This window comes from Lelliottia amnigena (genome assembly GCF_019047465.1).
In the GTDB taxonomy this organism is placed as follows: domain Bacteria; phylum Pseudomonadota; class Gammaproteobacteria; order Enterobacterales; family Enterobacteriaceae; genus Enterobacter; species Enterobacter amnigenus.
The window spans coordinates 3688760-3714706 of the sequence record NZ_CP077236.1 but is presented as its reverse complement, the minus strand read 5'-3'; the positions used below and the strand labels follow the sequence as shown (position 1 = coordinate 3714706).

At 52.3% G+C, this 25947-nt stretch carries 28 protein-coding genes; 15 read left to right on the top strand and 13 right to left on the bottom strand.

Annotated elements, in window-relative coordinates; translation table 11 throughout:
* Positions 1–15: 15 nt before the first annotated feature.
* The 5 genes from pdxY to anmK form a co-directional block, all read right to left on the bottom strand.
* Entirely contained in the window at positions 16–876 is an 861-nt protein-coding gene (gene pdxY, locus I6L74_RS17515; RefSeq protein ID WP_059178108.1) for a pyridoxal kinase PdxY, read from the bottom strand.
* Between the two features lie 65 nt (positions 877–941).
* On the bottom strand, positions 942–2216 hold the full coding sequence (gene tyrS, locus I6L74_RS17510) for a tyrosine--tRNA ligase (protein ID WP_059178109.1): 1275 nt from the start codon (positions 2214–2216) through the stop codon (positions 942–944).
* 125 nt (positions 2217–2341) lie between these two features.
* The gene (gene pdxH / locus I6L74_RS17505; RefSeq protein ID WP_059178110.1) at positions 2342–2998 is read right to left on the bottom strand and encodes a pyridoxamine 5'-phosphate oxidase; all 657 of its coding nucleotides are present in this window, start codon (positions 2996–2998) and stop codon (positions 2342–2344) included.
* Positions 2999–3055: 57 nt separating this feature from the next.
* Positions 3056–3379, bottom strand: a complete 324-nt coding sequence (gene mliC / locus I6L74_RS17500) for a C-type lysozyme inhibitor (protein WP_059178111.1) — start codon at positions 3377–3379, stop codon at positions 3056–3058.
* Between the two features lie 96 nt (positions 3380–3475).
* The gene (anmK, locus tag I6L74_RS17495; RefSeq protein WP_059178112.1) at positions 3476–4600 is read right to left on the bottom strand and encodes an anhydro-N-acetylmuramic acid kinase; all 1125 of its coding nucleotides are present in this window, start codon (positions 4598–4600) and stop codon (positions 3476–3478) included.
* Positions 4601–4854: 254 nt separating this feature from the next.
* Between anmK and slyB the strand changes: the two genes are divergently transcribed.
* Together slyB and I6L74_RS17485 are read left to right on the top strand one after the other, a co-directional pair.
* Entirely contained in the window at positions 4855–5322 is a 468-nt protein-coding gene (gene slyB, locus I6L74_RS17490; RefSeq protein WP_059178113.1) for an outer membrane lipoprotein SlyB, read from the top strand.
* A 197-nt stretch (positions 5323–5519) separates the two neighbouring features.
* Positions 5520–6941, top strand: a complete 1422-nt coding sequence (locus tag I6L74_RS17485; RefSeq protein WP_059178114.1) for a GGDEF domain-containing protein — start codon at positions 5520–5522, stop codon at positions 6939–6941.
* Here I6L74_RS17485 and slyA read toward each other — a convergent pair.
* Positions 6916–7356, bottom strand: coding sequence for a transcriptional regulator SlyA (gene slyA, locus I6L74_RS17480; protein ID WP_059178115.1), 441 nt, complete (start codon positions 7354–7356; stop codon positions 6916–6918). The two genes, I6L74_RS17485 and slyA, sit on opposite strands and share 26 nt — an antisense overlap.
* Positions 7357–7532: 176 nt before the next feature.
* Here slyA and I6L74_RS17475 point away from each other — a divergent pair, with 176 nt between their 5' ends.
* The 3 genes from I6L74_RS17475 to I6L74_RS17465 are packed head-to-tail and all read left to right on the top strand — an operon-like array spanning position 7533 to position 10665.
* Entirely contained in the window at positions 7533–7769 is a 237-nt protein-coding gene (locus I6L74_RS17475; RefSeq protein ID WP_059178116.1) for a DUF1656 domain-containing protein, read from the top strand.
* A 2-nt stretch (positions 7770–7771) separates the two neighbouring features.
* Positions 7772–8632 (top strand): efflux RND transporter periplasmic adaptor subunit, encoded by an 861-nt coding sequence (locus I6L74_RS17470; RefSeq protein WP_059178117.1) that lies wholly within the window; start codon positions 7772–7774, stop codon positions 8630–8632.
* Positions 8632–10665: an FUSC family protein gene (locus I6L74_RS17465; protein WP_059178118.1), complete on the top strand. Its 2034-nt coding sequence runs from the start codon at positions 8632–8634 to the stop codon at positions 10663–10665. Before I6L74_RS17470 ends, I6L74_RS17465 begins: the two co-directional genes overlap by 1 nt.
* Here I6L74_RS17465 and sodC read toward each other — a convergent pair.
* From sodC to I6L74_RS17450, 3 genes are all read right to left on the bottom strand, one after another.
* Positions 10644–11162, bottom strand: a complete 519-nt coding sequence (gene sodC / locus I6L74_RS17460) for a superoxide dismutase [Cu-Zn] SodC (protein ID WP_059178119.1) — start codon at positions 11160–11162, stop codon at positions 10644–10646. The genes I6L74_RS17465 and sodC overlap by 22 nt on opposite strands.
* Before the next feature lie 80 nt (positions 11163–11242).
* Positions 11243–12139: an aldo/keto reductase gene (locus tag I6L74_RS17455; RefSeq protein ID WP_059178120.1), complete on the bottom strand. Its 897-nt coding sequence runs from the start codon at positions 12137–12139 to the stop codon at positions 11243–11245.
* Between the two features lie 48 nt (positions 12140–12187).
* Positions 12188–12427 (bottom strand): DUF1289 domain-containing protein, encoded by a 240-nt coding sequence (locus I6L74_RS17450; protein WP_059178121.1) that lies wholly within the window; start codon positions 12425–12427, stop codon positions 12188–12190.
* Between the two features lie 146 nt (positions 12428–12573).
* Between I6L74_RS17450 and eptA the strand changes: the two genes are divergently transcribed.
* The 5 genes from eptA to rnt all read left to right on the top strand — a co-directional run bounded on the left by eptA (position 12574) and on the right by rnt (position 17252).
* On the top strand, positions 12574–14202 hold the full coding sequence (gene eptA / locus I6L74_RS17445; protein ID WP_059178728.1) for a phosphoethanolamine transferase EptA: 1629 nt from the start codon (positions 12574–12576) through the stop codon (positions 14200–14202).
* 38 nt (positions 14203–14240) lie between these two features.
* Complete coding sequence (locus tag I6L74_RS17440; RefSeq protein WP_059178122.1) at positions 14241–14840, top strand: TetR/AcrR family transcriptional regulator; 600 nt, start codon at positions 14241–14243, stop codon at positions 14838–14840.
* A gap of 53 nt (positions 14841–14893) precedes the next feature.
* On the top strand, positions 14894–15991 hold the full coding sequence (locus I6L74_RS17435) for an alkene reductase (protein WP_059178123.1): 1098 nt from the start codon (positions 14894–14896) through the stop codon (positions 15989–15991).
* A gap of 99 nt (positions 15992–16090) precedes the next feature.
* Complete coding sequence (gene gloA, locus I6L74_RS17430; RefSeq protein ID WP_059178124.1) at positions 16091–16498, top strand: lactoylglutathione lyase; 408 nt, start codon at positions 16091–16093, stop codon at positions 16496–16498.
* Positions 16499–16595: 97 nt separating this feature from the next.
* A complete protein-coding gene (rnt, locus tag I6L74_RS17425) occupies positions 16596–17252 on the top strand; it encodes a ribonuclease T (protein WP_059178125.1) in 657 nt (218 codons plus the stop codon).
* 44 nt (positions 17253–17296) lie between these two features.
* Here rnt and grxD read toward each other — a convergent pair whose 3' ends face one another.
* The gene (gene grxD, locus I6L74_RS17420; protein WP_012017187.1) at positions 17297–17644 is read right to left on the bottom strand and encodes a monothiol glutaredoxin 4; all 348 of its coding nucleotides are present in this window, start codon (positions 17642–17644) and stop codon (positions 17297–17299) included.
* Positions 17645–17982: 338 nt separating this feature from the next.
* Here grxD and I6L74_RS17415 point away from each other — a divergent pair, with 338 nt between their 5' ends.
* Positions 17983–18753 (top strand): C40 family peptidase, encoded by a 771-nt coding sequence (locus I6L74_RS17415; RefSeq protein WP_059178126.1) that lies wholly within the window; start codon positions 17983–17985, stop codon positions 18751–18753.
* 122 nt (positions 18754–18875) lie between these two features.
* Positions 18876–19457 (top strand): superoxide dismutase [Fe], encoded by a 582-nt coding sequence (gene sodB, locus I6L74_RS17410; RefSeq protein WP_059178127.1) that lies wholly within the window; start codon positions 18876–18878, stop codon positions 19455–19457.
* 38 nt (positions 19458–19495) lie between these two features.
* Here the strand turns inward: sodB and I6L74_RS17405 are convergent, their stop codons facing one another.
* Both I6L74_RS17405 and cydH read right to left on the bottom strand, forming a co-directional pair.
* Positions 19496–20662, bottom strand: coding sequence for an MFS transporter (locus I6L74_RS17405; protein WP_059178128.1), 1167 nt, complete (start codon positions 20660–20662; stop codon positions 19496–19498).
* A gap of 163 nt (positions 20663–20825) precedes the next feature.
* Positions 20826–20915 carry a cytochrome bd-I oxidase subunit CydH gene (gene cydH, locus I6L74_RS17400; RefSeq protein WP_040075924.1) on the bottom strand — a complete coding sequence of 30 codons (90 nt, stop codon included), beginning with the start codon at positions 20913–20915 and terminating at the stop codon, positions 20826–20828.
* Positions 20916–21211: 296 nt separating this feature from the next.
* Between cydH and purR the strand changes: the two genes are divergently transcribed.
* Positions 21212–22237 carry an HTH-type transcriptional repressor PurR gene (purR, locus tag I6L74_RS17395; RefSeq protein ID WP_012017183.1) on the top strand — a complete coding sequence of 342 codons (1026 nt, stop codon included), beginning with the start codon at positions 21212–21214 and terminating at the stop codon, positions 22235–22237.
* 18 nt (positions 22238–22255) lie between these two features.
* On the opposite strand, the gene punR is transcribed toward purR, so the two are convergent.
* Complete coding sequence (gene punR / locus I6L74_RS17390) at positions 22256–23167, bottom strand: DNA-binding transcriptional activator PunR (protein ID WP_059178129.1); 912 nt, start codon at positions 23165–23167, stop codon at positions 22256–22258.
* A 112-nt stretch (positions 23168–23279) separates the two neighbouring features.
* Here punR and punC point away from each other — a divergent pair, with 112 nt between their 5' ends.
* Together punC and cfa are read left to right on the top strand one after the other, a co-directional pair.
* The gene (gene punC, locus I6L74_RS17385) at positions 23280–24479 is read left to right on the top strand and encodes a purine nucleoside transporter PunC (RefSeq protein ID WP_059178130.1); all 1200 of its coding nucleotides are present in this window, start codon (positions 23280–23282) and stop codon (positions 24477–24479) included.
* 297 nt (positions 24480–24776) lie between these two features.
* On the top strand, positions 24777–25925 hold the full coding sequence (gene cfa / locus I6L74_RS17380) for a cyclopropane fatty acyl phospholipid synthase (protein ID WP_059178131.1): 1149 nt from the start codon (positions 24777–24779) through the stop codon (positions 25923–25925).
* Positions 25926–25947: the final 22 nt, after the last annotated feature.

Here is a 25947-nt window from a genome sequence, read left to right as displayed (position 1 = left end):
CCGGCCAGTAAAAATTTACAACTCAGTGGCGCTAAAATAATGCTCCGGCTTCGCGATGCGATCCTGTGCCGCCACAACCTGCAATTCGTACTCCTGCATATTTTTCGTGGCGATCATAATTTCATAAACCGCTGCGGTAACATGCTCCAACGCCTCACGCAGTGCTGCACCTTGTAGCAGTTTCACCAACAGCAAACCACTGGTTACATCTCCCCCCCCCACGGGCTGACGAAGACCAAAATCCACCAGCGGGCGGCTGATATGCCAGGCTTCATCTTTTGTCACCAGCAGCATTTCGAACCGATCCAGGCTCAAGCCGGCGCGCGACAGGTGTTTAACCAGCACAACTTCGGGTCCCTGAGCGATGAGTTCGCGTGATGCGGCGACCGCCTCTTCAACGGTATTGACGGGATGCTCACAGAGGATTTCGAGTTCTAACAGATTAGGCGCAATAATGTCGCTCGCGGGAAGCGCATGACGAACATGAAACTCAGCCACGCCCGGCGCAACGATGCACCCTTTTTCAGGATGCCCCATTACCGGATCGCAAAAATACTTTGCCGAAGGGTTAGCAGCTTTAACCTGACGAACGATGCCAAGAATATGTTCACCCTGCTCCGCAGACCCCAGATAGCCGCTTAACACGGCATCGCAGCGCTTGAGCTGATCGATATCCGCAATCCCCTGCACAATGTCAGTCAAATGCGCTGGCGGCATGACGCAGCCCGTCCATTTGCCATATTGCGTATGGTTAGAAAACTGTACGGTATTGAGCGGCCAGACGTTGGCCCCAAGACGGCGCATCGGGAATTCCGCGGCGCTATTGCCAGCATGTCCAAAAACAACGTGGGACTGTATGGCGAGGATGTTATTCATTTTTCTTACCACAACCCTGAAAAAATAAAGGGGCGTGGTTTCCCACGCCCCTTATGTCCTGATAATTACTTCCAGCAAATCAGACAGTAATTTTTCTTACCACGACGCAGCAGCGTATAACGCCCATACAGGCGATCGCTATCGACGAAGGTGTATTCCGGATCCGCCTGCTTCTCGCCATTAATGGTGATGGCATTGGAGGCGATAGTTTTACGCGCCTGTCCGCGAGACGGTTGCAGCTCAGAATCTACCAGCGCCTGCATCAGGTCCGCGCCCTTTTCCATCTCAACCATCGGCACGCCATCCTGCGCAAGCTGTTCAAAATCAGCTTCGCTCAGATCGCTCAGGGTACCGTTAAACAGGCTTGCGGTGATGCGTTTTGCAGCCGCCAGACCGTCCTCACCATGAACCAGACTGGTGACCAGATCGGCCAGCACATACTGCGCACGTGGTGCTTTACCGCTATTTTTATCTTCTTCTTCAAGGGCATTGATCTCTTCAATGTCCATGAAGGTGAAGAACTTCAGGAAGCGATACACGTCAGCGTCAGCGGTGTTAATCCAGAACTGGTAGAACTTGTACGGGCTGGTCTTTTTAGGATCAAGCCATACCGCGCCGCCTTCGGTTTTACCGAATTTCGTGCCATCCGCTTTGGTGATCAGCGGAACGGTCAGACCGAATACCTGGTTTTGATGCAGGCGACGGGTCAGGTCGATACCGGAGGTGATGTTACCCCACTGATCGGAGCCGCCGATCTGCAGCGCCACGCCGTGCAGTTCATTCAGACAGGCAAAGTCATAACCCTGCAACAGGTTGTAAGAGAATTCGGTAAAGGAGATGCCCTGATCGTCACGGTTCAGACGCTGCTTGACCGCTTCTTTGTTGATCATCTGATTGACGGAGAAGTGCTTGCCGATATCGCGCAGGAAGGTCAGCACGTTCATGTTGCCAAACCAGTCATAGTTATTCGCGGCAATCGCTGAGTTTTCACCGCAATCGAAGTCGAGGAACGGCGCAACCTGCTTGCGAATCTTGTCCACCCACTCCTGCACGGTGTCTTCCGTATTCAGTTTACGCTCGGCGGCTTTAAAGCTCGGGTCACCAATCAGACCGGTTGCGCCACCTACCAGTGCAACAGGCTTATGGCCCATCTCCTGGAAGCGTTTCAGGCATAACAAAGGAACAAGATGCCCCAAATGCAAGCTGTCAGCGGTGGGATCGAAGCCGCAATAGAGCGCGATCGGGCCTTGCGCCAGTCGCTCTGCTAACGCTTCTTCGTCCGTCACCTGAGCCACGAGGCCCCGCTCTTGCAATTGTTTAATCAAGTTACTGCTTGCCATCAAATTCTCCATGTATAAACGACTGCACCTCTGTCGGTACACGACTTTTCGCCTGGTGCGAAAGGTACATAGAATAAAGCGCTGACACCTGTAGCGCCAGCGCTTAACACAACAAATTTCGGGGATTACGGGGCCAGACGGTCGATTTTCCACGCGGCATTGTCGCGTTGGTATAAAAAGCGGTCATGAAGGCGATGTTCACCGCCCTGCCAGAACTCCATCTGTTCGACAGGAACACGGAATCCGCCCCAGAAGCTCGGCAAGGGGACTTCGCCCTGCTGAAACTTCTGCTTCAGCTCAAGGAATTTACTCTCCAGCACGCCACGCGCAGAAATGCGGCTCGACTGTTTTGACACCCAGGCGCCGATTTGGCTATCGCGCGGGCGACTGTGGAAATACTTCACCACTTCCAGCGTAGAGAGTCGTTCCGCTTTGCCCGTCACCATCACCTGACGCTCCAGCATGTGCCACGGGAACAACAGGCTGATACGGGGATTATTCTCAAGATGATGCGCTTTACGGCTGCCAAGATTGGTGTAAAACACCAGCCCTTTTTCGTCGTAATGTTTGAGCAAGACGATGCGCTGATAAGGCTGACCATTTTCATCCACCGTCGCCACAACCATGGCCGTAGGATCGGCCAGTTTGGCTTCGCAGGCTTGTTTCAGCCAGCGCTCAAACAGATCCAGAGGCTCAGCGGGAAGATCCTGACGACGGAGACCGCCTTTGGTGTACTCGCGGCGCAGATGCGCAATTTGCTGCAATTCATCGTTATCGGACATGGCGTTAGCTGAAATGAGAAGTAGGTGGCGCTATTGTGCGCCGCCCCTGGAAAAATCTCAACGCTTCGGATTTTGAAGCTCACAGTTGTTCAGCACTACGCGGTCACGTTTATAGACTGTCGCGCTATCGCCTTTAGACCAGAACACATAGATTCCATCCGTATATCGTGTGCCAGAGGCTGACATACCTTGCTTTAAGTTCAGTAGCGTATTGTCGTAAACAAAACTGGCTTCCTGACGCGTATTGTTCAGCTTCACGGTCAACGGTTTTTCATCACAGCGGTATTCCAGGGAATCGGTGTGCATACGTTCGACAAACTGGTTGTAATAGCTACAACTGGCCAGTAAAAGAGGGGCAAAAGCAACGAGCAGTTTTTTCATGGGCGAGTTCCGAAGACTATCCAGGTCTGTAGAGGGCGAATTCACCCTCCTGTATTCCTTTATATTTTACCGCCAACGGTCCCCGCTGAAATTAAGCTAACTCTGATTATGACGCGGATTTGCCGGAAAAATAGCGCCTAACACGCTGGCTTCACGTGCGCCAGTCACGGACGGTAAATTACCCGGCAGCCCGGCGACCGTGCGCCACGCAAGCCAGGCAAACGCCAGCGCTTCCATGTCATCTCCGCTAATACCGGCTTCATCTGTGGTGCTAACTTCTGTCCCTGGCAACAATCCGGCAAGTCGCGCCATGACCAGCGGGTTTCGGCTTCCGCCACCGCAGACCAGAAGTCGCTCACAACCCCCGCTCAACATCACCTGTTCAGAAATCGTCACCGCCGTGAGTTCAACAAGCGTTGCCTGAACATCCTGCGGAGCAAGGCCGGGGAATTGTCCAAGTTGACGCTCAAGCCAGCCGTAATTGAAATACTCACGCCCCGTGCTTTTTGGCGCAGGGGCGGAAAAATAAGGATCGCTTAAAAACGTTTGCAGCAACGGGATAATCACTTTCCCTTCACACGCCCACTGTGCATCTTTATCGTAAGCCTTACGGCGCTGACGCCAAATCCAGGCGTCCATTAGCATATTTCCAGGGCCCGTATCGTAGCCGCGCACCGGTTGCCCTGGAATGAGCATAGATAAATTAGCAATCCCTCCAATATTCAACACCATACGGCGTTCAACCGGGTGCGCCAGCAACGCCTCGTGAAAGGCCGGAACCAAAGGCGCGCCCTGCCCGCCAAGCGCGATATCACGGCGACGGAAATCACCTACCACGGTCACACCTGTTTTCGCCACGATCTGATTGTTGTCACCGATTTGCAGCGTATTCGGTGCCTCGCCCGTCGGCTCATGCCAGACGGTTTGTCCATGGCACCCGATCGCCACGATATCCTTAGGATGGAGATTTTCCTGATGCATGAGCGCCAGTACCGCGTCACCAAACAGTGCGCCGAGCTTGACGTCCAACTGTCCCAACTGGGAAAGCGTGAGTTGTTGGCCCTGGCAAATGCCCAGAATCGCTTCTTTTAACGCAACGGGAATCGGCCAGGTGAGGCTGGCCTGCTGCGCCACCATATTTTCATCAATTGCGGCAAGGACAACATCGACTCCGTCCAGGCTTGTGCCTGACATAACGCCTATATAGCGACCCGATTTCATGCACTTTCCTTAAATTGCGTGGGCTGATTGCCTCACTCCACCATAAACAGATGGGCATTTCTACGACGGGTTAATATTTTTTAACAATGTCAGAGGCAGAGCAGTGGTCGCGCTTCGTTTATGTCTCGTTAAGTCAAATTCAAGTACAATTTTCCTATTGTTAGTGCAAAGATATGATCTATGGCTGCCAATGCCATATAATTTAGCCATAACGGATGCTCAATTTGAGCGTTTTGGGTGAACAGGAGATTCAAATGATTTTACGTGTACTGGGCGTTTCGCTGATTGGATTAACTCTTGCAGGTTGTGTAAACAACGACTCTCTTTCTGGGGACGTTTACACCGCTTCTGAAGCTAAACAAGTTCAAAACGTGACTTACGGTACTGTTGTAAACGTTCGCCCGGTTCAGATTCAGGGCGGCGATGACAATAACGTAATTGGCGCAATTGGTGGGGCTGTGCTGGGCGGATTCCTGGGTAACACCGTGGGTGGCGGTACCGGACGTTCACTGGCAACTGCTGCGGGTGCTGTTGCCGGTGGTGTCGCAGGCCAGGGCGTTCAGGGTTCAATGAACAAAACGCAGGGTGTTGAGCTGGAAATTCGCAAAGATGATGGCAACACCATTATGGTGGTTCAGAAACAAGGCAAAACGCAGTTTGCCAGCGGCCAACGTGTCGTACTGGCAAGCAATGGCGGCCAGGTAACTGTCTCTCCACGCTAATATCGGCAGAATGTGGCCTTCGGGCCACATTCTCTAATGTCTTCTATCCATTCGTTACATAATATTAAGCATGTACAATGTTTAATTTACGCACCTCCTTTTATATTGTCCCAGCGCAAAGTAATTCCGTCGAAAACCGATAGTCTCCCTTTTTACTCTCTGCTTTAAAGCTGATTTCTCATACTGAAGAAACGCCTATGATTACGATAAATCGACGACTGGGAAACAGATATGTTGCCTTTACTTTTTTCTGCCTGATGTTCTTTGTGGCGTTACATTTTCTTTCCGTTACACTGCTGAACTTCGCGCCCGCCTTTTCCCCGTTACTCTTTCCGCTACTCACCAGTTTCCTTGCGGTTTTTCATTTATTCATTGCCTGTTTTATGGTGATGAAATACTGGTGTGACAAAAAGCGAATTTATCATCTCGCTATCGCGTGCGCCTTTTCGGGCTCAACCGTCCTGTTATTCGGAACACTGAAATGTTTTCCTGTCTGGCTGATGCAGCCCGGCATGCCTCACGTTAATTACAGTGGCGCGATGATTTTCTTCATGATGCGCAACGTCATGATGGCCGTTTTGTTCACCCTTGCCGCGGTACTGTTCATTTTTCGCCATCACCCGTTAACGCGCCTGATGCGTCACATGATCTTTGCTGGATTATTTCTTTTTACGCTGACAATGGTGGCGCTGGCGTGGTTTTATTCAGGTCATAGCGAGCTGTTCCCTCTCGATCTTATCAGCAATAAAACCCGACAGTTCACGGTATTATGGAAACAAACAATTAATGTGACGTTGATTATATTATGGCTTGTTGCGCTCACGGCATTGTTAATCATTACCCGCTTGCGCAATCTATTCTGGGCGAGCGGGACGTTCTTATGCGTTTGCTACGTGATTATATTAGTCACATTATTGCCCGTCGAATTCATTGGCAGTTCAGTCTGGTATAGTGCGCGTTTGTTTGAAACCGCAGCGTCATTGTTGATCATTTTAACCCTACTGCATGATGTCTTCAGTCTTTATCGAAATTCCCATCTCAAATACCAGCAGTCTTATCAGAATTCAATTCGCGATGCGCTGACGCGACTCTACAATCGCAGCTACTTTTACGAAAGCCTGAATCAGGCACTGGGCAAGATAACGGACAGTCATCCGGTTTCCGTTATTGTTTGCGATCTCGACTATTTCAAACGTATTAACGACAACTACGGCCATCTGCAAGGGGATAAAGTGCTGCAGTTCGTCGCCAATTTGCTGATGGACTCAGTGCGGCCACAGGATATTACCGCGCGCATTGGGGGAGAAGAGTTTGTGTTGTTGCTAAGTAATACACATTCTGAAGCCGCGAGGCTTGTGGCGGAACGCATTCGCCTGAGTTTAAGCAGCTTTGATCGGCTCACAACAGAAGGAATGCTCCCGGAACCTATCACCATTAGTATGGGTATTTACACCGCCACTACGTTGCCGGTCACCGCTGAGGAGTGCGTGGAGCGTGCGGATAAGGCGATGTATGAGGCAAAAGAGGCAGGACGAAATCGAGTGGTGGTGTATCAGGAAAATAAAGCCTTGCGAGACAAGGCTTTTCATGACGTTAGTCGCGGGTTTGCAACTCGTTAATGTTGTGCTCAAGACGCGCAATCATTCCGATGAGTTGCTCCAGCTCCGCAGGCGAAATACCCGACAGAATTTCCCCACGCGTTTTACTGATAACGGCTTCCATCTCAGTGATGATAGGTGCCGCTTTGTCAGTCAGTTTGATACGTTTGGCACGACGATCGCTGGCGCAGGTTTGCCGGGAAATTAACCCCTTCTCCTCCAGTTGATCGAGCGTTCGTACCAAAGACGGCTGTTCAATTCCTATCGCTTTTGCCAGTTGAATTTGCGACTGCTCAGGCGGCAACTGATGGATGTTATGCAGCGTAACCCAGTGCGTCTGCGTCAATTCCAGAGGTTTCAGGCGATGGTCAATCAGAGCACGCCAGATGCGTACCAACCTGGCCAGATCAGAACCTAATGGCGATTCCAATTTCATCTCCTTATAATTAGCTTGCTAAGTTATTATACTGATTTTAGAATAGTGTGCAGCAATTATATTGCCAAAACAAATGCAATACGGCATTCCTCCACGTTGGACATATAATTTACAATTATGGCTGTTTATCGTGCTAAGCACTTCAGGCCACTTTCCACTGCAAAGGATCTCTGCTTGTGACGTTCTCATTTAGCGCTGCAGGATTACCCCTTCAGGACCTGATTGTCGGTGCTTCTGTCTATTTCCCTCCCATTTTTAAAGCGGTGATGCTGGGCTTTCTTATCTGGCTTGTCGCGCACAGAGTGCTTCGTGACTGGATGTATTCCGGCGAGATCTGGCATCCGATGCTGATGGATCTTTCTCTGTTTGCCCTCTCCGTCTCTCTGGGTCTGGCTTTACTGATTGCGTGGTGAATATGTCTCTGAAAACCGTAAAATACTTTTCTACTCTGTTTGTTCTTGCGCTGGCGCTCGTCGCGGGGTGGTGGTTGTGGAATTTTTACATGCAGTCGCCCTGGACGCGCGATGGAAAAATTCGTGCCGAGCAGGTCAGCATTACGCCTCAGGTCTCCGGCAGCATCACGACTCTTCTCATTAACGATAATCAGTTCGTTAGAAAAGGGGACGTTTTATTTCGAATTGATGAGACACCGTTCCATATTGCGGTGCTGAATGCCGAGGCACAGCTTACAAAAGCGCAGTCCGATTTGGCTAAAGCGAATAACGAAGCCACTCGCCGCCGTCATCTTTCGCAGAATTACATCTCGGCCGAAGATCTCGATACTGTGAATATTAACGTCAAGGCGATGCAGGCGAGTGTGAAAGTAGCCGAGGCAACGCTGAAGCAAGCGCAATGGCAGCTCTCGCAAACCGTGGTCAAAGCGCCGGTAGATGGCTGGATAACGAATCTTTCGACCCGCGTGGGGGATTATGCAACGCAGGGAAAACCGGTATTTGCGCTGGTGGACAGCCACTCGTTTTACGTTATCGGGTATTTTGAGGAGACGAAACTTCGCCACATCCGCGAAGGCGCTCCAGCACAAATCACCCTGTACAGCAGCGCCGAAACGTTACAGGGTCACGTAGCCAGCATAGGCCGCGCCATCTACGATCAGAGCGTTGAGACCGATTCGGGTTTAGTTCCCGATATCAAACCTAACGTACCATGGGTACGCCTTGCCCAGCGCGTTCCGGTACGCGTTGAGTTCTCCGCCCTCCCCAAAGACGTTACGCTGGTGTCCGGGACGACGTGTACCGTGTCTATTGGGAATCATTGATGAAACTGGCCGCGTTCTCATGGCGTAAGTTGCCATGGCTCAATGCCACCCGCCCGCAGTGGCGGTATGCGTTGCGCAATGGCATCGCCATGTGTCTCGCGCTTACCGTCGCCTATTATCTGAATCTCGATGAACCCTACTGGGCGATGACCTCAGCGGCTGTCGTCAGCTTTCCGACCGTGGGCGGCGTGATCAGCAAAAGTCTGGGACGTGTTGCAGGCAGTTTATTGGGTGCCACAGCGGCGCTGATCATTGCCGGACATACGCTGAACGATCCCTGGCTATTTCTCTTGAGCATGGCTGCCTGGCTGGGGCTGTGTACCTGGGCATGCGCGCATTTCACCAATAATGTTGCCTACGCATTCCAGCTCGCGGGGTACACGGCGGCAATTATTGCTTTCCCGGTCGTCAATATTCTGGACACGACAGAGCTGTGGGACATCGCCCAGGCTCGCGTGTGTGAAGTCATTATTGGCATCCTGTGTGGCGGCGTCATGATGATGATTCTGCCAAGCACCTCTGATGGGACGATGCTGATCTCCGCGCTAAAAACCCTGCACACGCGACTGCTCGAACATGCGAGTCTGCTCTGGCAACCCGACACCAACGACACCATCCGGCTTGCACATGAAAAAGTGATTGGGCAGATCCTCACCATGAATTTGCTGCGCATTCAGGCGTTCTGGAGCCACTACCGCTTTCGTCGCCAGAACAGGTTGCTAAATTACCTGCTCCACCAGCAGCTCAGAATGACCAGCGCCATTTCAAGCCTGCGCAGAATGCTGCTGAATTGGCCCAACCCGCCTGAAAATACGCGACATATCATTGAACAGGTTTTGGCCACGCTGGCTCATCCCAATGCCGATATGTACACCGTGGCGCGCATTATTGCACCACTCGCGCCAGTCGATGAGTATGATTATCGACACCGCGCCTTCTGGTCCCGGCTACAGTATTTTTGTCGTATTTATCTGCGCAACAGTCGCTGGATCAAAACCTTTGAAGACGCGACGCCTGTCACTGAATTCTCCGTGCCCGCGAGCCCTTCGCTGACACGACATACCGACAATCTCGAGGCACTGTGGAGCGGATTTCGCACGTTCTGCGCCCTGATGCTGGTTGGCGCGTGGAGCATCACCACTCAATGGGAATCGGGTAGCGCGGCCTTGACGCTGGCTGCAATCAGTTGCGTGCTTTATTCCGTCGCCACCTCCCCGTTTAACTCTCTCACGCTACTGCTGCGCACGCTGGTATTGCTTTCGCTCTTCAGCTTTGTGGTGAAATTTGGGTTGATGGTTCAGATAACCGACCTGTGGGAATTTCTGTTATTCCTGTTCCCGCTGCTCACCACAATGCAACTCCTGAAATTGCAAATGCCTAAATTTGCAGGATTATGGGGACAGCTGATCGTCTTTATGGGGTCATTTATCGCAGTGACGAATCCGCCGGTCTATGATTTTGCAGATTTTCTGAATGATAATCTGGCGAAAATTCTGGGTGTTGGCCTGGCATGGCTGGCGTTTGCTGTACTGCGACCAGGATCTGATGCGCGTAAAAGTCGACGGCATATCCGTGAATTACGACGGGGTTTCGTTGACCAGCTCAGCCGCAAGCCGCATCTTCGCGAAAATGAATATGAGTCATTGGTTTACCATCACGTGAGTCAGTTAAACAGCAGTCAGGATGAATTATCCCGTCGCTGGCTACTGCGCTGGGGCGTCGTGCTGCTGAATTGCTCACATGTCGTGTGGCAGTTGCGCGCGTGGGAAACGCGTTCAGATCCGCTTTCGCAGGTGCGGGATGTGTGCATTACCTTGCTGCGGGATGTCATGAGTGAACGCGGTGTTCAGCAACGACCGCTGGCGGTAACGCTTAACGAATTGCAACGAATTTGCAATACCCTCGCGCGCCACCATCAGCCGGCAGCGCGCGATCTGGCGTCAATCATCTGGCGATTACACTGCTCGCTTTCACAGCTGGAACAAGCACCGCCACCCGGCACGATTGCCGATCAAATCACGCCACAAGCATAACGCGCCCCGCCGCCGCCCAACGGTTTAGGCTGATCGGACATGTTATCGCCGCCAACGTGGATCATCAGCGCTTTGCCTTTTACGTCATCGAGCTTTTTCAGCCGCGGCGCAACAACAGCCTCTGTCGCTTTCCCGTCATTATTAACCACTAATACAGGAAGATCGCCGGTATGCCCCATGCCTTCTGGCCCTTCATGTTTGGCCGTTTGGTGAGGATCTAAATGACCGCCAGCCGCTTCTGCCGCAGACGCTTTTCCGTCTTTAAGCGCAGGCTGACAACTGCCTTTGGCATGAACATGAAAACCATGTTCACCGGGAGGGAGAGCCTTGAGATTGGGCGTAAACTCCAGCCCTTTGTCGGTTTCAGTAATGTTTACTGTCCCGATAGACTGGCCTATCCCCTGAGAGGTGACGAGATTTATTTCAACTTTATCGCTGGCTGCCTGCGCGCCTGCACACACAAGCAGCGCGATCGCTGCCAGAGCAAAATGCTTCATGAGACCTCCACGGGTTATTTTTGCCCCTTAAGTTTATACCAGGGGCAACGTTTTCACCGGAAAGTCGCCAATAAACGTTATTAAGGTACGTCGTAACCCAGCGATGCTTTACGAATTCGGAACCATTGCTGACGCGTCATCTGTAGCTCTTCAGCCGCGATAGCCGAACGCACGCGCTCAATTTTTCCCGAGCCGATAATCGGCAGCGGTTGAGAAGGCAAGCGCATTATCCAGGCGTACACGACTTGCTCGATGCTTTCGGCGTTGAGTTCACGGGCAACGGTCTGGAGCTCATCACGTAACGGCTGGAAAGCGTCGTCATTGAACAGACGGCCACCGCCGAGACAAGACCACGCCATAGGCCGAATACGCAGCTGTTGCAGCTGATCGAGCGTGCCATCAAGCAGCAGTGGCTGGTGTACCGGGGAGATTTCAACCTGGTTGGTCGCGAGCGTAAACGGCAAACGAGACTGAAGCAGTGTGAATTGCGCAGGGGTAAAGTTGGATACGCCAAAGTGACGCACTTTTCCGCTCTGGTGCAAATTGAGGAACGCGGCAGCGACTTCATCGGCGTCCATCAACGGGTCTGGACGGTGGATCAGCAGCAGATCAAGGCGGTCGGTCGCCAGATTTACCAGCGACTGCTCGGCACTTTTAATGATGTGATCGCTGTCAGTGATGTAATGACCTAGCGCATTGTCCGGATTCGCCGTGGTCGCGATGCCACATTTAGTGACAATCTCCATACGTTCACGCAGCGCAGGCGCTAACTTCATCGCCTCGCCAAACGCCGCCTCACAGAGATAACCGCCATAAATATCAGCATGATCGACAGTGGTGATCCCGAGGTCGAGATGTTCCTCAATGAAACTCACCAGCTGGCGCGGGGACATATTCCAGTCCATTAAGCGCCAGTAACCCATGACAAAACGTGAAAACTCCGGGCCCTGCGGGGCAAGGGCAATGCGCTGAACCATAACAATTTCCTCAAGGAAGTAATGTCATGAGTATACGCATTAACGCTGCTAAAAAAGTGAAGGTTGCTGCGGTTCTTCGGTTTCGGAAGGTTTGTTTGCGCGTAATTTACGCAACAAACGCTGACGGCACAGTCGGATCACGTCCTGCTTCTGCGCATCGCTCATCTTTTGCCAGTTAAAACGCTCGTCACGACTGCGCATGCAGCCCCGGCAAAAACCGCGTTCATCCGACTGACAAATGCCCCGGCACGGGCTCTGGACGGGGAAAAACTCCAGCTGCTCTGCCACACATACCTCCTGAAACTCTTCTCACCTACAGTGAAGCCGCTAAACGCCACGGCCGCAAGGAATTTACGTCGAAATGTGGCATTAAGGTTTCACTAATCTTCACTCCCTATACTCACCTCATCAATAAAACAGTTGGTTTCTCAATGATGTGGTCAGTGAAAAAGTTACAGTGTAGCGATTTAACCTTCACCCTGGGCTGTGCCCTGTTTTTTACCCTCGTTAATGCGATGTTCATTAGCCGTAGCTGGAGCATTATCGCGCCAGCGCATTTGCATGACCTGTTATTCGCCGCATCGGTGCCTCTGGTGCTGTTTTGCGGGTGGGTGATCGTTTTTAGCGTGATAGGTCTCCCTTTTATCCGCAAGCCCTTGCTCATTTTGTTAGCGGTGGGATGCGCCGGTGCGACTTACTTTATGCATACCTACGGCGCGGTTATCGATAAGAACATGATGGTAAATGTTTTCGAAACGAACTCACAGGAAGCCACCGCGCTGGTGACACCGCAGATGCTGCTGTGGATTGCAGGCATTGGCCTGATCCCTTCCATCGCGTTGCTGTTCATTCGTGTTCGTTCCGGTAAATGGTGGTACACGCTGCTGATGCGTTTAGCCGCCTTCCTCGGTGCGTTAATGGTCATTATCCTGGTAGCCTCTGTGTTTTATAAGGACTACGCCTCGCTGTTTCGCAACAACAAAAGCATTGTCAAAATGGTCACCCCGGCCAATTACGTCAGCGCAATGATGAAATACAGCCAGGAGCGCTGGTTTGCAGGCGATCAAACGCTGGTGCGTATCGGACAAGATGCCCATAAAGGCCCGGCAATCCTTGCCCAGAAGAAAAAGACCGTACTGATCCTGGTGGTGGGCGAAGCGTCTCGCGCAGCGAACTATTCTCTGAACGGATATGAACGCGACACCAATCCGCAGTTGAAGCAACAAAATGTGATTAATTTCCCGCATGCCTCATCGTGCGGCACAGAAACAGCGGTTTCCGTTCCTTGCATGTTCTCGGGTATGCCGCGTAAAAAATATGACGCCGATTTAGCCCATCATCAGGAAGGGTTGCTGGACGTACTGGCACATGCTGGCGTTAACGTCCTCTGGCGTGAAAATGATGGCGGCTGTAAAGGCGCATGTAATCGCGTACCGCATACCGACATGACGCAGTGGAAGCTGGATCAGTTTTGCAAAGATAAATCCTGTATTGACGATGTGAATTTCTATCGACTTGATAACGTGCTGGATGGCCTTAAGCAGGATACCGTACTGGTGATTCACCTGATGGGTAGCCACGGCCCGGCCTACTTTCAGCGCTACCCGCAGGCATACCGACGCTTCACCCCAACCTGCGACACCAACCAAATTCAGGACTGCGATCACCAGGCGCTGATAAATACTTATGACAACACCATTCTTTATACGGACAGCGTGCTCGGCAAGGCGATCGACACCTTAAAAGCACGCCAGGCGACGATGAATACCGCCCTGATTTATCTGTCCGATCACGGTGAATCATTGGGTGAGAATGGCGTGTACCTGCACGGCACACCGTATCTGTTAGCACCAGAACAGCAAACGCATATTCCCTTTATGTTCTGGCTCTCACCGGACTACGTCAAAAACTTCCGCGTAAATGAGACTTGCTTGCGCGAGCAGGCGGCAAAACAGACCGTATCGCAGGATAATTTATTCTCGACCGCGCTGGGTATGATGAACATAAAATCATCGGTTTATCAGCCGCAGATGGACATACTGACACCGTGCCGCGCATCATGACGCTTGCATTAGACCGAACGGTCTATTAGAGTGACGGCATGAGCAGAAATACTGAACACGATACGCGCGAACATCTACTGGCAACCGGCGAGCAACTTTGTATGCATCGCGGGTTTACCGGCATGGGTCTTAGCGAGTTGCTTAAAACCGCTGAGGTGCCTAAAGGTTCGTTTTATCACTACTTTCGCTCGAAAGAGGCGTTTGGCGTCGCGATGCTGGAACGGCACTATGCTTGCTACCATCAGCGACTCGCCACTCACTTTTCGTGTGGCGAAGGCAGCTACAGGGATCGTGTTCTTAACTATTATCAGGAAACACTGAGACAATTTTGCGAGAAAGGCATTATCAGTGGTTGTCTGACCGTCAAACTGTCTGCCGAAGTGTGCGATCTTTCTGAAGATATGCGCACGGCGATGGACAAGGGGGCCAGCGGCGTTATCGCTTTGCTGGCCCAGGCGCTGGAAAAAGGTCGCGATGAAAAAACGCTGAACTTTACCGGTGACGCCCTGACCCAGGCTCAAGTCCTTTATGCGCTGTGGTTAGGGGCAAACCTGCAAGCTAAGATTTCCCGCAGCGCCGTGCCGCTCGAAAGCGCGCTGGCGCATGTGGAAAACAGCATTACGACGCCTGTCGTTTAACAGGCGTTTTTATTTATTAAATCACTAGACGACCGGTCTACTCAGGAGTCACGATGTCAGCAGAAAAATTATTCACCCCACTAAAAGTGGGCGCGGTCACTGCGCCGAATCGCGTATTTATGGCCCCACTCACCCGTCTGCGTAGTATTGAGCCGGGTGATATTCCTACCCCGCTGATGGGTGAATACTATCGCCAGCGCGCCAGCTCCGGCCTGATTATCTCCGAAGCAACGCAGATTTCCGCGCAGGCAAAAGGTTATGCTGGCGCACCTGGGCTGCACAGCCCGGAGCAAATCGCGGCATGGAAAAAAATCACCGCGGGCGTTCACGCTGAAGATGGCCGCATCGCCGTTCAGCTGTGGCACACCGGTCGTATCTCACATAGCAGCATTCAACCTGGCGGCGAAGCCCCTGTTTCTGCCTCCGCGTTAAACGCTGGCACGCGCACCTCTTTGCGTGATGAAAACGGCCAGGCTATTCGTGTCGACACCTCTACGCCGCGCGCACTTGAACTCGACGAAATCCCAGGCATCGTTAACGATTTCCGTCAGGCTGTGGCGAATGCGCGTGAAGCCGGCTTTGATTTAGTCGAACTGCACTCTGCACACGGTTATCTGTTGCACCAGTTCCTGTCACCGTCATCCAACCAGCGTACCGATCAGTACGGCGGTAGCGTTGAAAACCGTGCTCGCCTGGTGCTTGAAGTGGTGGACGCCGTGTGTCAGGAGTGGAACCCGGATCGTATCGGTATTCGTGTTTCTCCAATCGGTTCTTTCCAGAATGTGGATAACGGTCCAAACGAAGAAGCTGATGCACTGTATCTGATCGAAGAGCTGGCAAAACGCGGGATCGCGTATCTGCATATGTCCGAGCCAGACTGGGCAGGCGGCGCGCCGTACTCTGATGCATTCCGTGAAAAAGTCCGTGCGCGTTTCCACGGTGTGATTATCGGTGCAGGCGCCTACACGCCTGAGAAAGCGGAAGATTTAATTAACAAAGGTTTGATTGACGCGGTGGCATTTGGTCGCGATTACATCGCGAACCCTGACCTGGTGGCACGTCTTGAGCGTAAAGTGGAATTGAACCCGCAGCGCCCTGAGAGCTTCTACGGCGGCGGCGCTGAAGGCTACACCGACTACCCTTCTTTATAATCCCTCTGCTGTCCATTGATAGCGGCGATGATTCGCCGCTATACTAAAACATCGTTTCTGTTCAAAAAGATAAGCCATTGAGTTGGTTAAGAGGAAATTATGCGCCTACTTCACACCATGCTGCGCGTTGGCAACCTGCAACGTTCGATCGATTTCTACACAAACGTTTTGGGGATGCAGTTGCTGCGCACCAGCGAAAACCCGGAATATAAATATTCACTGGCGTTTGTGGGCTACGGTCCGGAAAGCGATGAAGCCGTTATCGAGCTGACCTATAACTGGGATGTCGACAGCTATGAGCTGGGCACGGCGTACGGCCATATCGCGCTGGAAGTGGATAACGCCGCTGAAGCCTGCGAACGCATCCGCAGCAACGGCGGTAACGTCACTCGTGAAGCCGGTCCAGTAAAAGGCGGCACCACGGTCATCGCCTTTGTTGAAGATCCAGACGGTTATAAAATCGAACTGATCGAAGCCAAAGACGCCGGTCGCGGTCTGGGCGATTAATCCCTCCGGGCGCATTTTGCGCCCGTTGTTTTACTGCATCCCCTCTCAAAATTTGCCATAATGCGCACTGCTTTTTTTCCCCTTGTAAGAGACCCTGATGTCCGATAACGCTCAACTTACCGGTCTGTGCGACCGTTTTCGTGGTTTTTATCCTGTTGTTATTGATGTTGAAACAGCCGGATTTAACGCTAAAACCGATGCGCTGCTTGAGATTGCTGCCATCACGCTGAAAATGGATGAACAGGGCTGGCTTACACCGGACACCACGCTACATTTCCATGTTGATCCTTTCGAAGGTGCCAATCTTCAACCCGAAGCGCTGGCTTTTAACGGCATCGATCCGCATAACCCACTGCGCGGCGCGGTAAGCGAATATGACGCGTTGCACGCCATCTACAAAATGGTGCGCAAAGGGATGAAGGACAGCAATTGCAATCGCGCGATCATGGTGGCGCACAACGCTACATTCGATCACAGCTTTATGATGGCGGCCTCTGAACGCGCATCACTGAAACGCAACCCGTTCCACCCGTTTGTAACCTTCGATACCGCCGCGCTGAGCGGCCTGGCGCTGGGGCAAACGGTGCTGTCTAAAGCCTGTATCACTGCGGGCATTGATTTTGACGGTACGCAGGCGCACTCCGCGCTGTACGATACGGAACGCACAGCGGAATTATTCTGCGAAATAGTGAACCGCTGGAAACGCCTTGGCGGCTGGCCGTTGCCGATGGCCGAAAGCGATAGCGAGGAATAAAAAAAAGCGACCGGATGGTCGCTTTTTTATGTCTGGTGCAAAAATTATTCTGCGTCAGGTTCTTCGGTTTTGTACTTCGCCGCGGTTTCTTTGATCAACTGCTGCAGTTCGCCACGCTGATACATTTCGATCAGGATGTCGCAACCGCCAACCAGCTCACCATCAACCCACAGCTGCGGGAACGTTGGCCAGTTCGCATATTTTGGCATTTCAGCGCGGATATCCGGGTTCTGCAGGATATCAACGTAAGCAAAACGCTCGCCACAGGCTGAAAGCGCCTGCACGGCTTGTGCGGAAAAGCCGCAGCTTGGCAGCTTCGGAGAACCTTTCATGTACAGCAGGATCGGGTTTTCAGCGACCTGGCGCTGAATTTTTTCAATAGTCGTGGTCATTTCTTGCTTCCTTATACTTCTGTTACGGCAATCGTCTGACATTGTAGCGGTTCAGACCAATATCGGAAAATAACATTTTTGTCACGTTTATATATCTTAACGTGTGTCTGCTGAAGTTGCATTCGCAATATAGTTTAACCCTGCGTTGTCTGTGGCCTTGCTCATAGTGTGAGCAAAAGCGCTTCAGTTTGGCGAAAATCTTTGCACTTGCTAGCGAAACGCGATTTTAGATCTAAAAAGAGACTTAACGAATTGGGTTTTTATAGATTAGAATCGACGAGCTTTGTAAATCACACGCAGGTATTATTGATGACCTGCTTTAACCAGGGGAATGCCCAGTGGCGCGGATAAATAAAATCTCGATCACGCTCTGTGCTTTACTGTTTACAACACTCTCATTCACGCCGATGGCTAACGCCTCTGAGCAGGCGCGGCATTCGGCCGTACAAAAAACGCATCTGGCAAAAAGCACAGAACGTAAGAAAAAAACCACCAGTAAAAACGAAAAGAAAAAGACAGCGACTCACAAGCAGCAAACCGTTTCCAGCAAGACCAGCAAACCTGCCGCTAAGAAATCCCGCAAAACTTCTCGTACCGCCTCAACTCTCGTCACTGAAAAATGCACCGTGCGTAAAGGGCATAAATCAAATTGTCTGAAAGTGGGGAAAACGGCGAAACTCTCAGAAGTGCATAAAGTCCGTGTGCAGAAGGCACAAAAAACGGCCATGAATAAACTGATGGGCCAAATAGGCAAGCCTTATCGCTGGGGAGGCACCTCGCCGCGTACCGGTTTTGATTGCAGCGGTCTGGTGTATTACGCCTACAAAGATTTAGTGAAATTCCGCATTCCGCGTACCGCTAACGAAATGTACCATCTGCGTGACGCGGCATCCGTGAATCGTGGGGAGCTGGAAAGCGGCGATCTGGTGTTCTTCCGCACGCAGGGTCGTGGCACCGCCGATCACGTGGGTGTTTATGTGGGCAATGGAAAATTCATTCAGTCCCCACGTAGCGGCCAGGATATTCAGATAACCTCCTTGAGCGAAGATTATTGGGTCCGCCACTACGTTGGCGCTCGCCGCGTAATGACCCCGAAAACCATCCGTTAATCCCTGCCCTGCCGCGCTGTCGGCAGGGTAAGTTCCTCTTTTGCCGACTCTTTCAATTTGCTACTCTATCCTTGCATTCAGTGTGGTTATTGAGTGTATTTAAAATAATAAGGAGAGAAGCAATGTCGTTCGAATTACCTGCATTACCGTATGCAAAAGACGCCCTGGTCCCCCATATTTCCGTGGAAACTCTGGAGTACCATTACGGCAAACATCATCAGACCTATGTCACCAACCTTAACAATCTGATCAAAGATACGGCCTTTGAAGGGAAAACCCTGGAAGAGATCGTACGCAGCTCAGAGGGCGGTGTATTCAATAACGCCGCACAGGTCTGGAATCATACTTTCTACTGGAACTGTCTGGCACCTAACGCAGGCGGAGAACCCACTGGCGAACTGGCAACTGCCGTCAACAAGGCTTTCGGCAGCTTTGCAGAATTTAAAGCGAAGTTTACGGATGCGGCGGTTAAAAACTTTGGCGCAGGCTGGACCTGGCTGGTGAAAGAGGCGGATGGCAAACTGGCGATCGTGTCGACGTCCAACGCGGGAACGCCGTTGACTACAGCTGCCACACCGCTAATGACCGTCGATGTGTGGGAACACGCTTACTATATCGATTACCGCAACGCTCGCCCAAACTACCTGGAGCATTTCTGGGCGCTGGTTAACTGGGAATTTGTTGCGAAGAACTTCGCCGCGTAAAAACGACTCGCAGAAGGGCTAACCCTTCTGCGTTTTTATCACTCGGCTGCGCAAGCGGGTTGCGGTTGTTGGCGCCCGGACAAAAGCACCAACAGCAGACCCAACCCCGCAATAATCGCCCCCATAACCGGAACAAAACTGTATCCCAGCCCAGCGGAAATCACCGCGCCCCCTGCCGCTGCACCCAGCGCATTGCCCAGGTTAAACGCCCCGATATTCACGGAAGATGAAAGCCCAGGTGCTTCGTGCGCCACTCGCATGACACGCATCTGCAACGGCGGTACCACCGCAAACGTCGCAGCACCCCATACCACCATGGCGATAGCAGCACCGAACTCGTTACGAGCCAGCCAAGGAATGGCGACCATGATGACGATGAGCAACGTCAAGAATCCTTTCAATGTACCGCTCACTGAACGGTCCGCCAGTTTGCCGCCCAGGTAGTTGCCGAGGGTGAATCCCACACCAATCAACACCAGCATTGCCGTTACAAAGAACGGTGTGGCATGCGTAATGTCGTGCAGCACGGGCGAAATATAGGTATAGAGCGTAAACATCGCTCCAGCGCCCAGTACCGTCGTCAACAGCGCAGACAGCACCTGCGGACGGAGCAGAACCGACAGCTCTTTGCGCACATCCGGACGCTCGCCCGCTCCGCCTTTCGGCAACGAGAAGAACAGCGCGATCATCGCCACGACACCCAGCATCGCTGTCGCAAGGAAAGACATACGCCAGCCGATGACTTCACCCAGCCAGGTGGCCGCCGGCACGCCGCCAATATTCGCAATCGTTAGCCCCATAAACATCGTGGCGACCGCGCTGGCCTGCCTATGTTTGGGTACCACGCTTGCGGCCACTACCGATCCTAAACCAAAGAATGCGCCGTGGTTGAGGCTTGTCAGAATGCGCGACAACAGGAGGGTGGTGTAGTCCGGAGAGAGCGCCGAAAGCACATTACCCAGCGTGAAGATGGCCATCAGAAAAATAAGCGCATTACGACGCGCGCGATGGGAAAGCAGTAACGTCATCAGGGGTGCGCCGATCATCACGCCAATGGCATAAGCACTGATCAGCATGCCCGCCGCAGGAATAGAAACGTCAACCCCTTTAGCGATGACCGGTAAAAGCCCCATTGGGGAAAACTCGGTGGTGCCGATCCCAAATGCGCCAATCGCAAGGGCCAGCAGTGGAAAATTGATTTTCATTCATTAACTCCGGATACTGTGCCTTTACGCGACACAGAAAAACATGCCGAAAGCATGACAGCAATCACAAAAAATGAGAAGTTAACAAATTGGCAAAAGATTATTGTCGGGAGAGTAACAATGAAAGGAAGAAAACGAGGGAGAAGGCTCTCCCCCGCCTGAATCAGTGCAGAATAGCTGTAAAACTTGCCGCAACAATCAAACCCAGCACGATAATCGTGGTCGTTAACGAAAACTTAAGATCGGTATTCATCAATTTTTCTCCTTTTAATCCCCACATGAAAAGTGAGCTTGCTCATTTTTACACAGTTTACCTCAAAAATCTTCCTGGATTTAGGCTGATAACCTTTTTTGCGCTTCCCCTTTTCATCAAGATAAGACAAAATTCCACGCTAAATTTATAAGCGTACCGGCCACTGACCCCCTCCTGACGTCCTGTGTCGTTTTCCCGGCGTATCGCAATTCAATTTGCGAGATTAGGGTGAGAGAAGGCAAACGTTTACCTCTCAATTTATCAGGAGCTTAGGATATGGTCTGGAGTGACAGCTAATGGCAACAATTAAAGATGTAGCGAAACGCGCAAACGTTTCCACTACAACCGTATCACATGTAATTAACAAAACCCGTTTCGTGGCGGAAGAGACGCGCAACGCCGTTTGGGCTGCAATCAAAGAATTGCACTACTCACCGAGCGCCGTTGCTCGCAGCTTGAAAGTGAATCACACCAAGTCAATTGGTCTGCTGGCGACCAGCAGTGAAGCGGCCTATTTCGCCGAAATTATCGAAGCGGTTGAGAAAAACTGCTTCCAGAAAGGCTATACCCTGATTCTGGGAAATGCCTGGAACAGCCAGGAAAAACAGCGCGCTTACCTGTCGATGATGGCGCAAAAGCGCGTCGATGGCCTGTTGGTCATGTGTTCCGAATATCCAGAATCCGTGCTGTCGATGCTCGAGGAGTATCGTCATATCCCAATGGTGGTAATGGATTGGGGTGACACGCGCGCAGACTTTACCGATTCCGTTAACGATAACGCCTTCGAAGGCGGTTACATGGCTGGCCGTTACCTGATCGAACGTGGTCATCGCGAGATTGGTGTCATCCCCGGCCCGCTTGAGCGCAACACCGGAGCTGGCCGCCTGGCGGGCTTTATGAAAGCCATGGAAGAAGCGCTGATTACCGTCCCGGAAAACTGGATTGTACAGGGCGACTTTGAGCCAGAATCGGGCTACCGCGCGATGCAGCAGATTGTTTCGCAGTCACATCGTCCGACAGCCGTGTTCTGCGGCGGTGATATTATGGCAATGGGTGCGCTTTGCGCAGCCGATGAGCTGGGTTTACGCGTCCCGCAGGATATTTCCGTGATCGGGTATGATAACGTGCGCAACGCTCGCTACTTTACTCCCGCACTGACGACGATTCATCAGCCGAAAGACTCCCTGGGTGAAACGGCGTTCAACATGCTGATGGATCGTATCGTCAGCAAGCGTGAAGAGTCTCAGTCAATTGAAGTCCATCCGCGTCTGATTGAACGTCGCTCCGTCGCTGATGGACCGTTCCGCGATTACCGTCGTTAATCGTTTCTACGGGGCCGGTTATTCCGGCTCCCGTAGCCACTCTCTGTTCAGCGTTTCACTATCACCTAAATAGTCCAGCAACCAGGCCAGCGCAGGCGACATATCGTTTTGCTGCCATGTCAGGCAGCAGGCCGCGACCGGAAACGGATTTTCAAGCTCGAGCGCCACCCATTCTCCGCGATCGATCCGTGGACGCGCGAAATGCACAGGCACCATCCCCACACACAACCCAGCCGACAAACAGGTTGCCGACGATTCCCAGTCTGGCGCGACGACCCGCCGCTGGTTATCAAGCAGCCAGGTGATGCGTTTTGGCAGCGATCGTGACGTATCCTCCATCACCAACGACGGCCAGTTGCGCAACACGTCATCACTCAGTGGGCCTTCAATCGTTGCCAGAGGATGATCGCTTGCCACCACGCAGCGCCAGCTCAATGTTCCCATGTCCCGAAAGGCATAGCGGCCCCCGACGGGAATGGCCTGTGTCGCGCCGATCGCCATCTCCACCCTACCGTCGGATAACGCATCCCACACGCCATTAAACACTTCCTGGGACACGCGAAGTTCCACATCCGAGAAATGGCGATAGAAATCGACTACCATCTGCCGCGTCCGTTCAGGTTTAACGATGTTATCCACCGCAATCGAAAGATGGCCGCGCCAGCCATTGGCAATCTGCTGGCACTGTTCACGCGTGATCATCATTTTTTTGATAACAGATCGGCCTTCTTTCAAAAACCATACGCCAGCGGGGGTCAGAACGACATCCCGATGACGGCGTTCGAACAAGGGAACCGCCAGCCACTCCTCCATCTGACGTACCGTATAGCTGACGGCAGACGGTACGCGATGCAGTTCTTGCGCGGCTCCGCTAAAGCTACCATTTCGGGCGACAGCATCCACAACTTCTAATGAATATTCAGACCACATTTTTTGCCTGCAAAATTTTTGAACGCAACCGCCAAATATTAGCGTTTCACAAGCCAGATTGCACTCCCTACACTCTGCGCCAAAGTACACCTGCCTTCATTAGGAAATGACAATGCAACCCAACAACGGATTCTTAGTCTGGCTCGGCGGTTTGAGCGTGCTGGGCTTTTTAGCCACCGACATGTATTTGCCGGCGTTTGCCGCGATGCAGGAAGACCTGCAGACACCTGCTGCCGCGATCAGCGCAAGCCTCAGCTTGTTCCTGGCCGGTTTTGCCTTCGCACAGCTGCTGTGGGGACCGCTCTCTGACCGTTATGGCTGCAAACCTATTCTTCTTCTCGGGTTAACCATCTTTGCGCTGGGATGTCTGGGCATGCTGTGGGTGCGTGATGCAACCTGGCTGCTGGTACTGCGCTTTGTACAGGCGTTTGGCGTGTGTGCTGCCGCGGTGACCTGGCAGGCGCTGGTCACCGACTACTATCCCGCATCGCGCGTTAACCGTATTTTTGCGACCATCATGCCGCTCGTGGGGCTTTCACCGGCTCTGGCGCCGCTGCTCGGGAGCTGGATTCTGGTGCATTTTGACTGGCAGGCGATCTTTGCCACGCTGTTTATCATCACCCTGGCTCTGATGCTGCCCGCGTTTGCGCTTAAGCCCGCTCAAGCCAAGCCGGTCGGGAACAATGCGACCCGTGTCACCTTTATGTCACTGCTGCGTTCCCGCGCTTATCGTGGAAATGTGCTGATTTACGCGGCCTGTTCCGCGAGCTTTTTTGCCTGGCTCACTGGCTCACCGTTTATTCTGCACGACATGGGTTACACCCCGGCAGTGATTGGCCTGAGCTACGTGCCGCAGACCATCGCGTTCCTTGTCGGCGGCTATGGCTGTCGCGCAGCGCTGCAAAAATGGCAGGGGCAACAGATGCTGCCCTGGCTGTTGGTGCTGTACGCACTGAGCGTTATCGGCACCTGGGCTGTCGGGTTTATTCCAAACGTCGGCCTGGCTGAAATCTTAATTCCGTTCTGCGTGATGGCCGTCGCCAACGGCGCTATTTATCCGATCGTGGTTGCCCAGGCGCTACGTCCGTTTCCTCATGCAACGGGTCGTGCTGCGGCGTTACAAAACACGCTGCAATTGGGTCTGTGTTTCCTCTCAAGCCTCATTGTTTCGGCATTGATCGCCACGCCATTGATGACGACCACCAGCGTGATGCTGGTGACGGTCGCGCTCGCCGCACTCGGTTATCGCATGCAAGTTTCAGCCACTGAAAATATGCAAGATGGAACGGCGGTAGAATCGTCACAAGCATAGTCGTGGACGTAATTATCTGATTTACGAGTGATTAGGCTGCTAACAACTTTCAGTTGAATGCGTGATTTTTGAAGCCTATACTAAATTTGGTTCATATAATTACGATAAATATTATCTGTTAACGGGAGCCGGAGTGCTCCCGTTTTACCATGGAAGGCTTTTCGGCAAGGGTTATCTCCCTTCCTCTGTTCTACGTCGGATACTAGCCTCACGGATAATTCCGTGAGACTTCTCACAAACCATAAAAAGCGGCTACGCTGTTTGAAGGTTCTGATCACATCAGGTGATGGAGAAGCTATGAGTTCATCGTGCATAGAAGAAGTCAGCCTTCGGGACGACAATTGGTCCCGAATAGTGAGTGAGTTATTGAGTCGCGCGGGCATTACCGTCAATGGGCCCGCCCCTTCTGATATTCAGGTCAAACATCCCGATTTTTTTAAGCGCGTGTTACAGGAGGGATCGCTCGGATTGGGCGAAAGCTTTATGGACGGCTGGTGGGAGTGTGAGCGGCTGGATGTTTTTTTCAACAACGTGCTGCGCGCCGGCCTTGATAGGCAACTCCCTCACCATCTGAGAGACACTTTACGCATCGCCTCCGCCCGCCTGTTTAATCTGCAAAGTAAAAAGCGGGCGTGGATTGTCGGGAAGGAACATTACGATCTCGGTAATGACCTGTTCACGCGGATGCTCGACCCCTTGATGCAGTATTCTTGCGCTTACTGGAAAGACGCCTCAACGCTTGAGGAGGCACAGTTAGCCAAACTCCACCTCATCTGCGAGAAATTACAGCTGCAACCCGGCATGCGCGTGCTGGATATTGGCTGCGGCTGGGGAGGACTGGCGTATTACATGGCCAAAAATTACGGTGTCAGCGTGGTGGGCGTGACCATTTCTGCAGAACAGCAAAAAATGGCTCAGGACCGCTGCGAGGGTCTGGACGTCACCATTTTATTGCAAGATTACCGTGACCTTGACGACCAGTTTGACCGCATTGTCTCTGTTGGGATGTTTGAACACGTCGGCCCCAAAAATTACGATACCTATTTCGCGGTCACCGATCGCAATCTCAAGCCAGACGGCGTGTTCCTTCTCCACACAATCGGTTCCAAAAAAACGGACCATACTGTCGATCCGTGGATCAATAAATACATTTTCCCGAACGGTTGTCTCCCCTCGGTCCGTCAGATTGCGAAGGCCAGCGAGCCTCATTATGTGATGGAAGACTGGCATAATTTTGGCGCGGATTACGATACCACGTTGATGGCCTGGCACGCTCGCTTCCAGGCCTCCTGGCCTGACATTGCTGATAATTATTCAGATCGTTTCAGGCGGATGTTTAGCTATTATCTGAACGCTTGCGCGGGAGCTTTTCGCGCCCGGGATATCCAGCTGTGGCAGATTGTGTTTAGCCGGGGTGTAGAGCACGGTCTGCGCGTGCCGAGATAGTTATCACGCGTATAAGGCACAA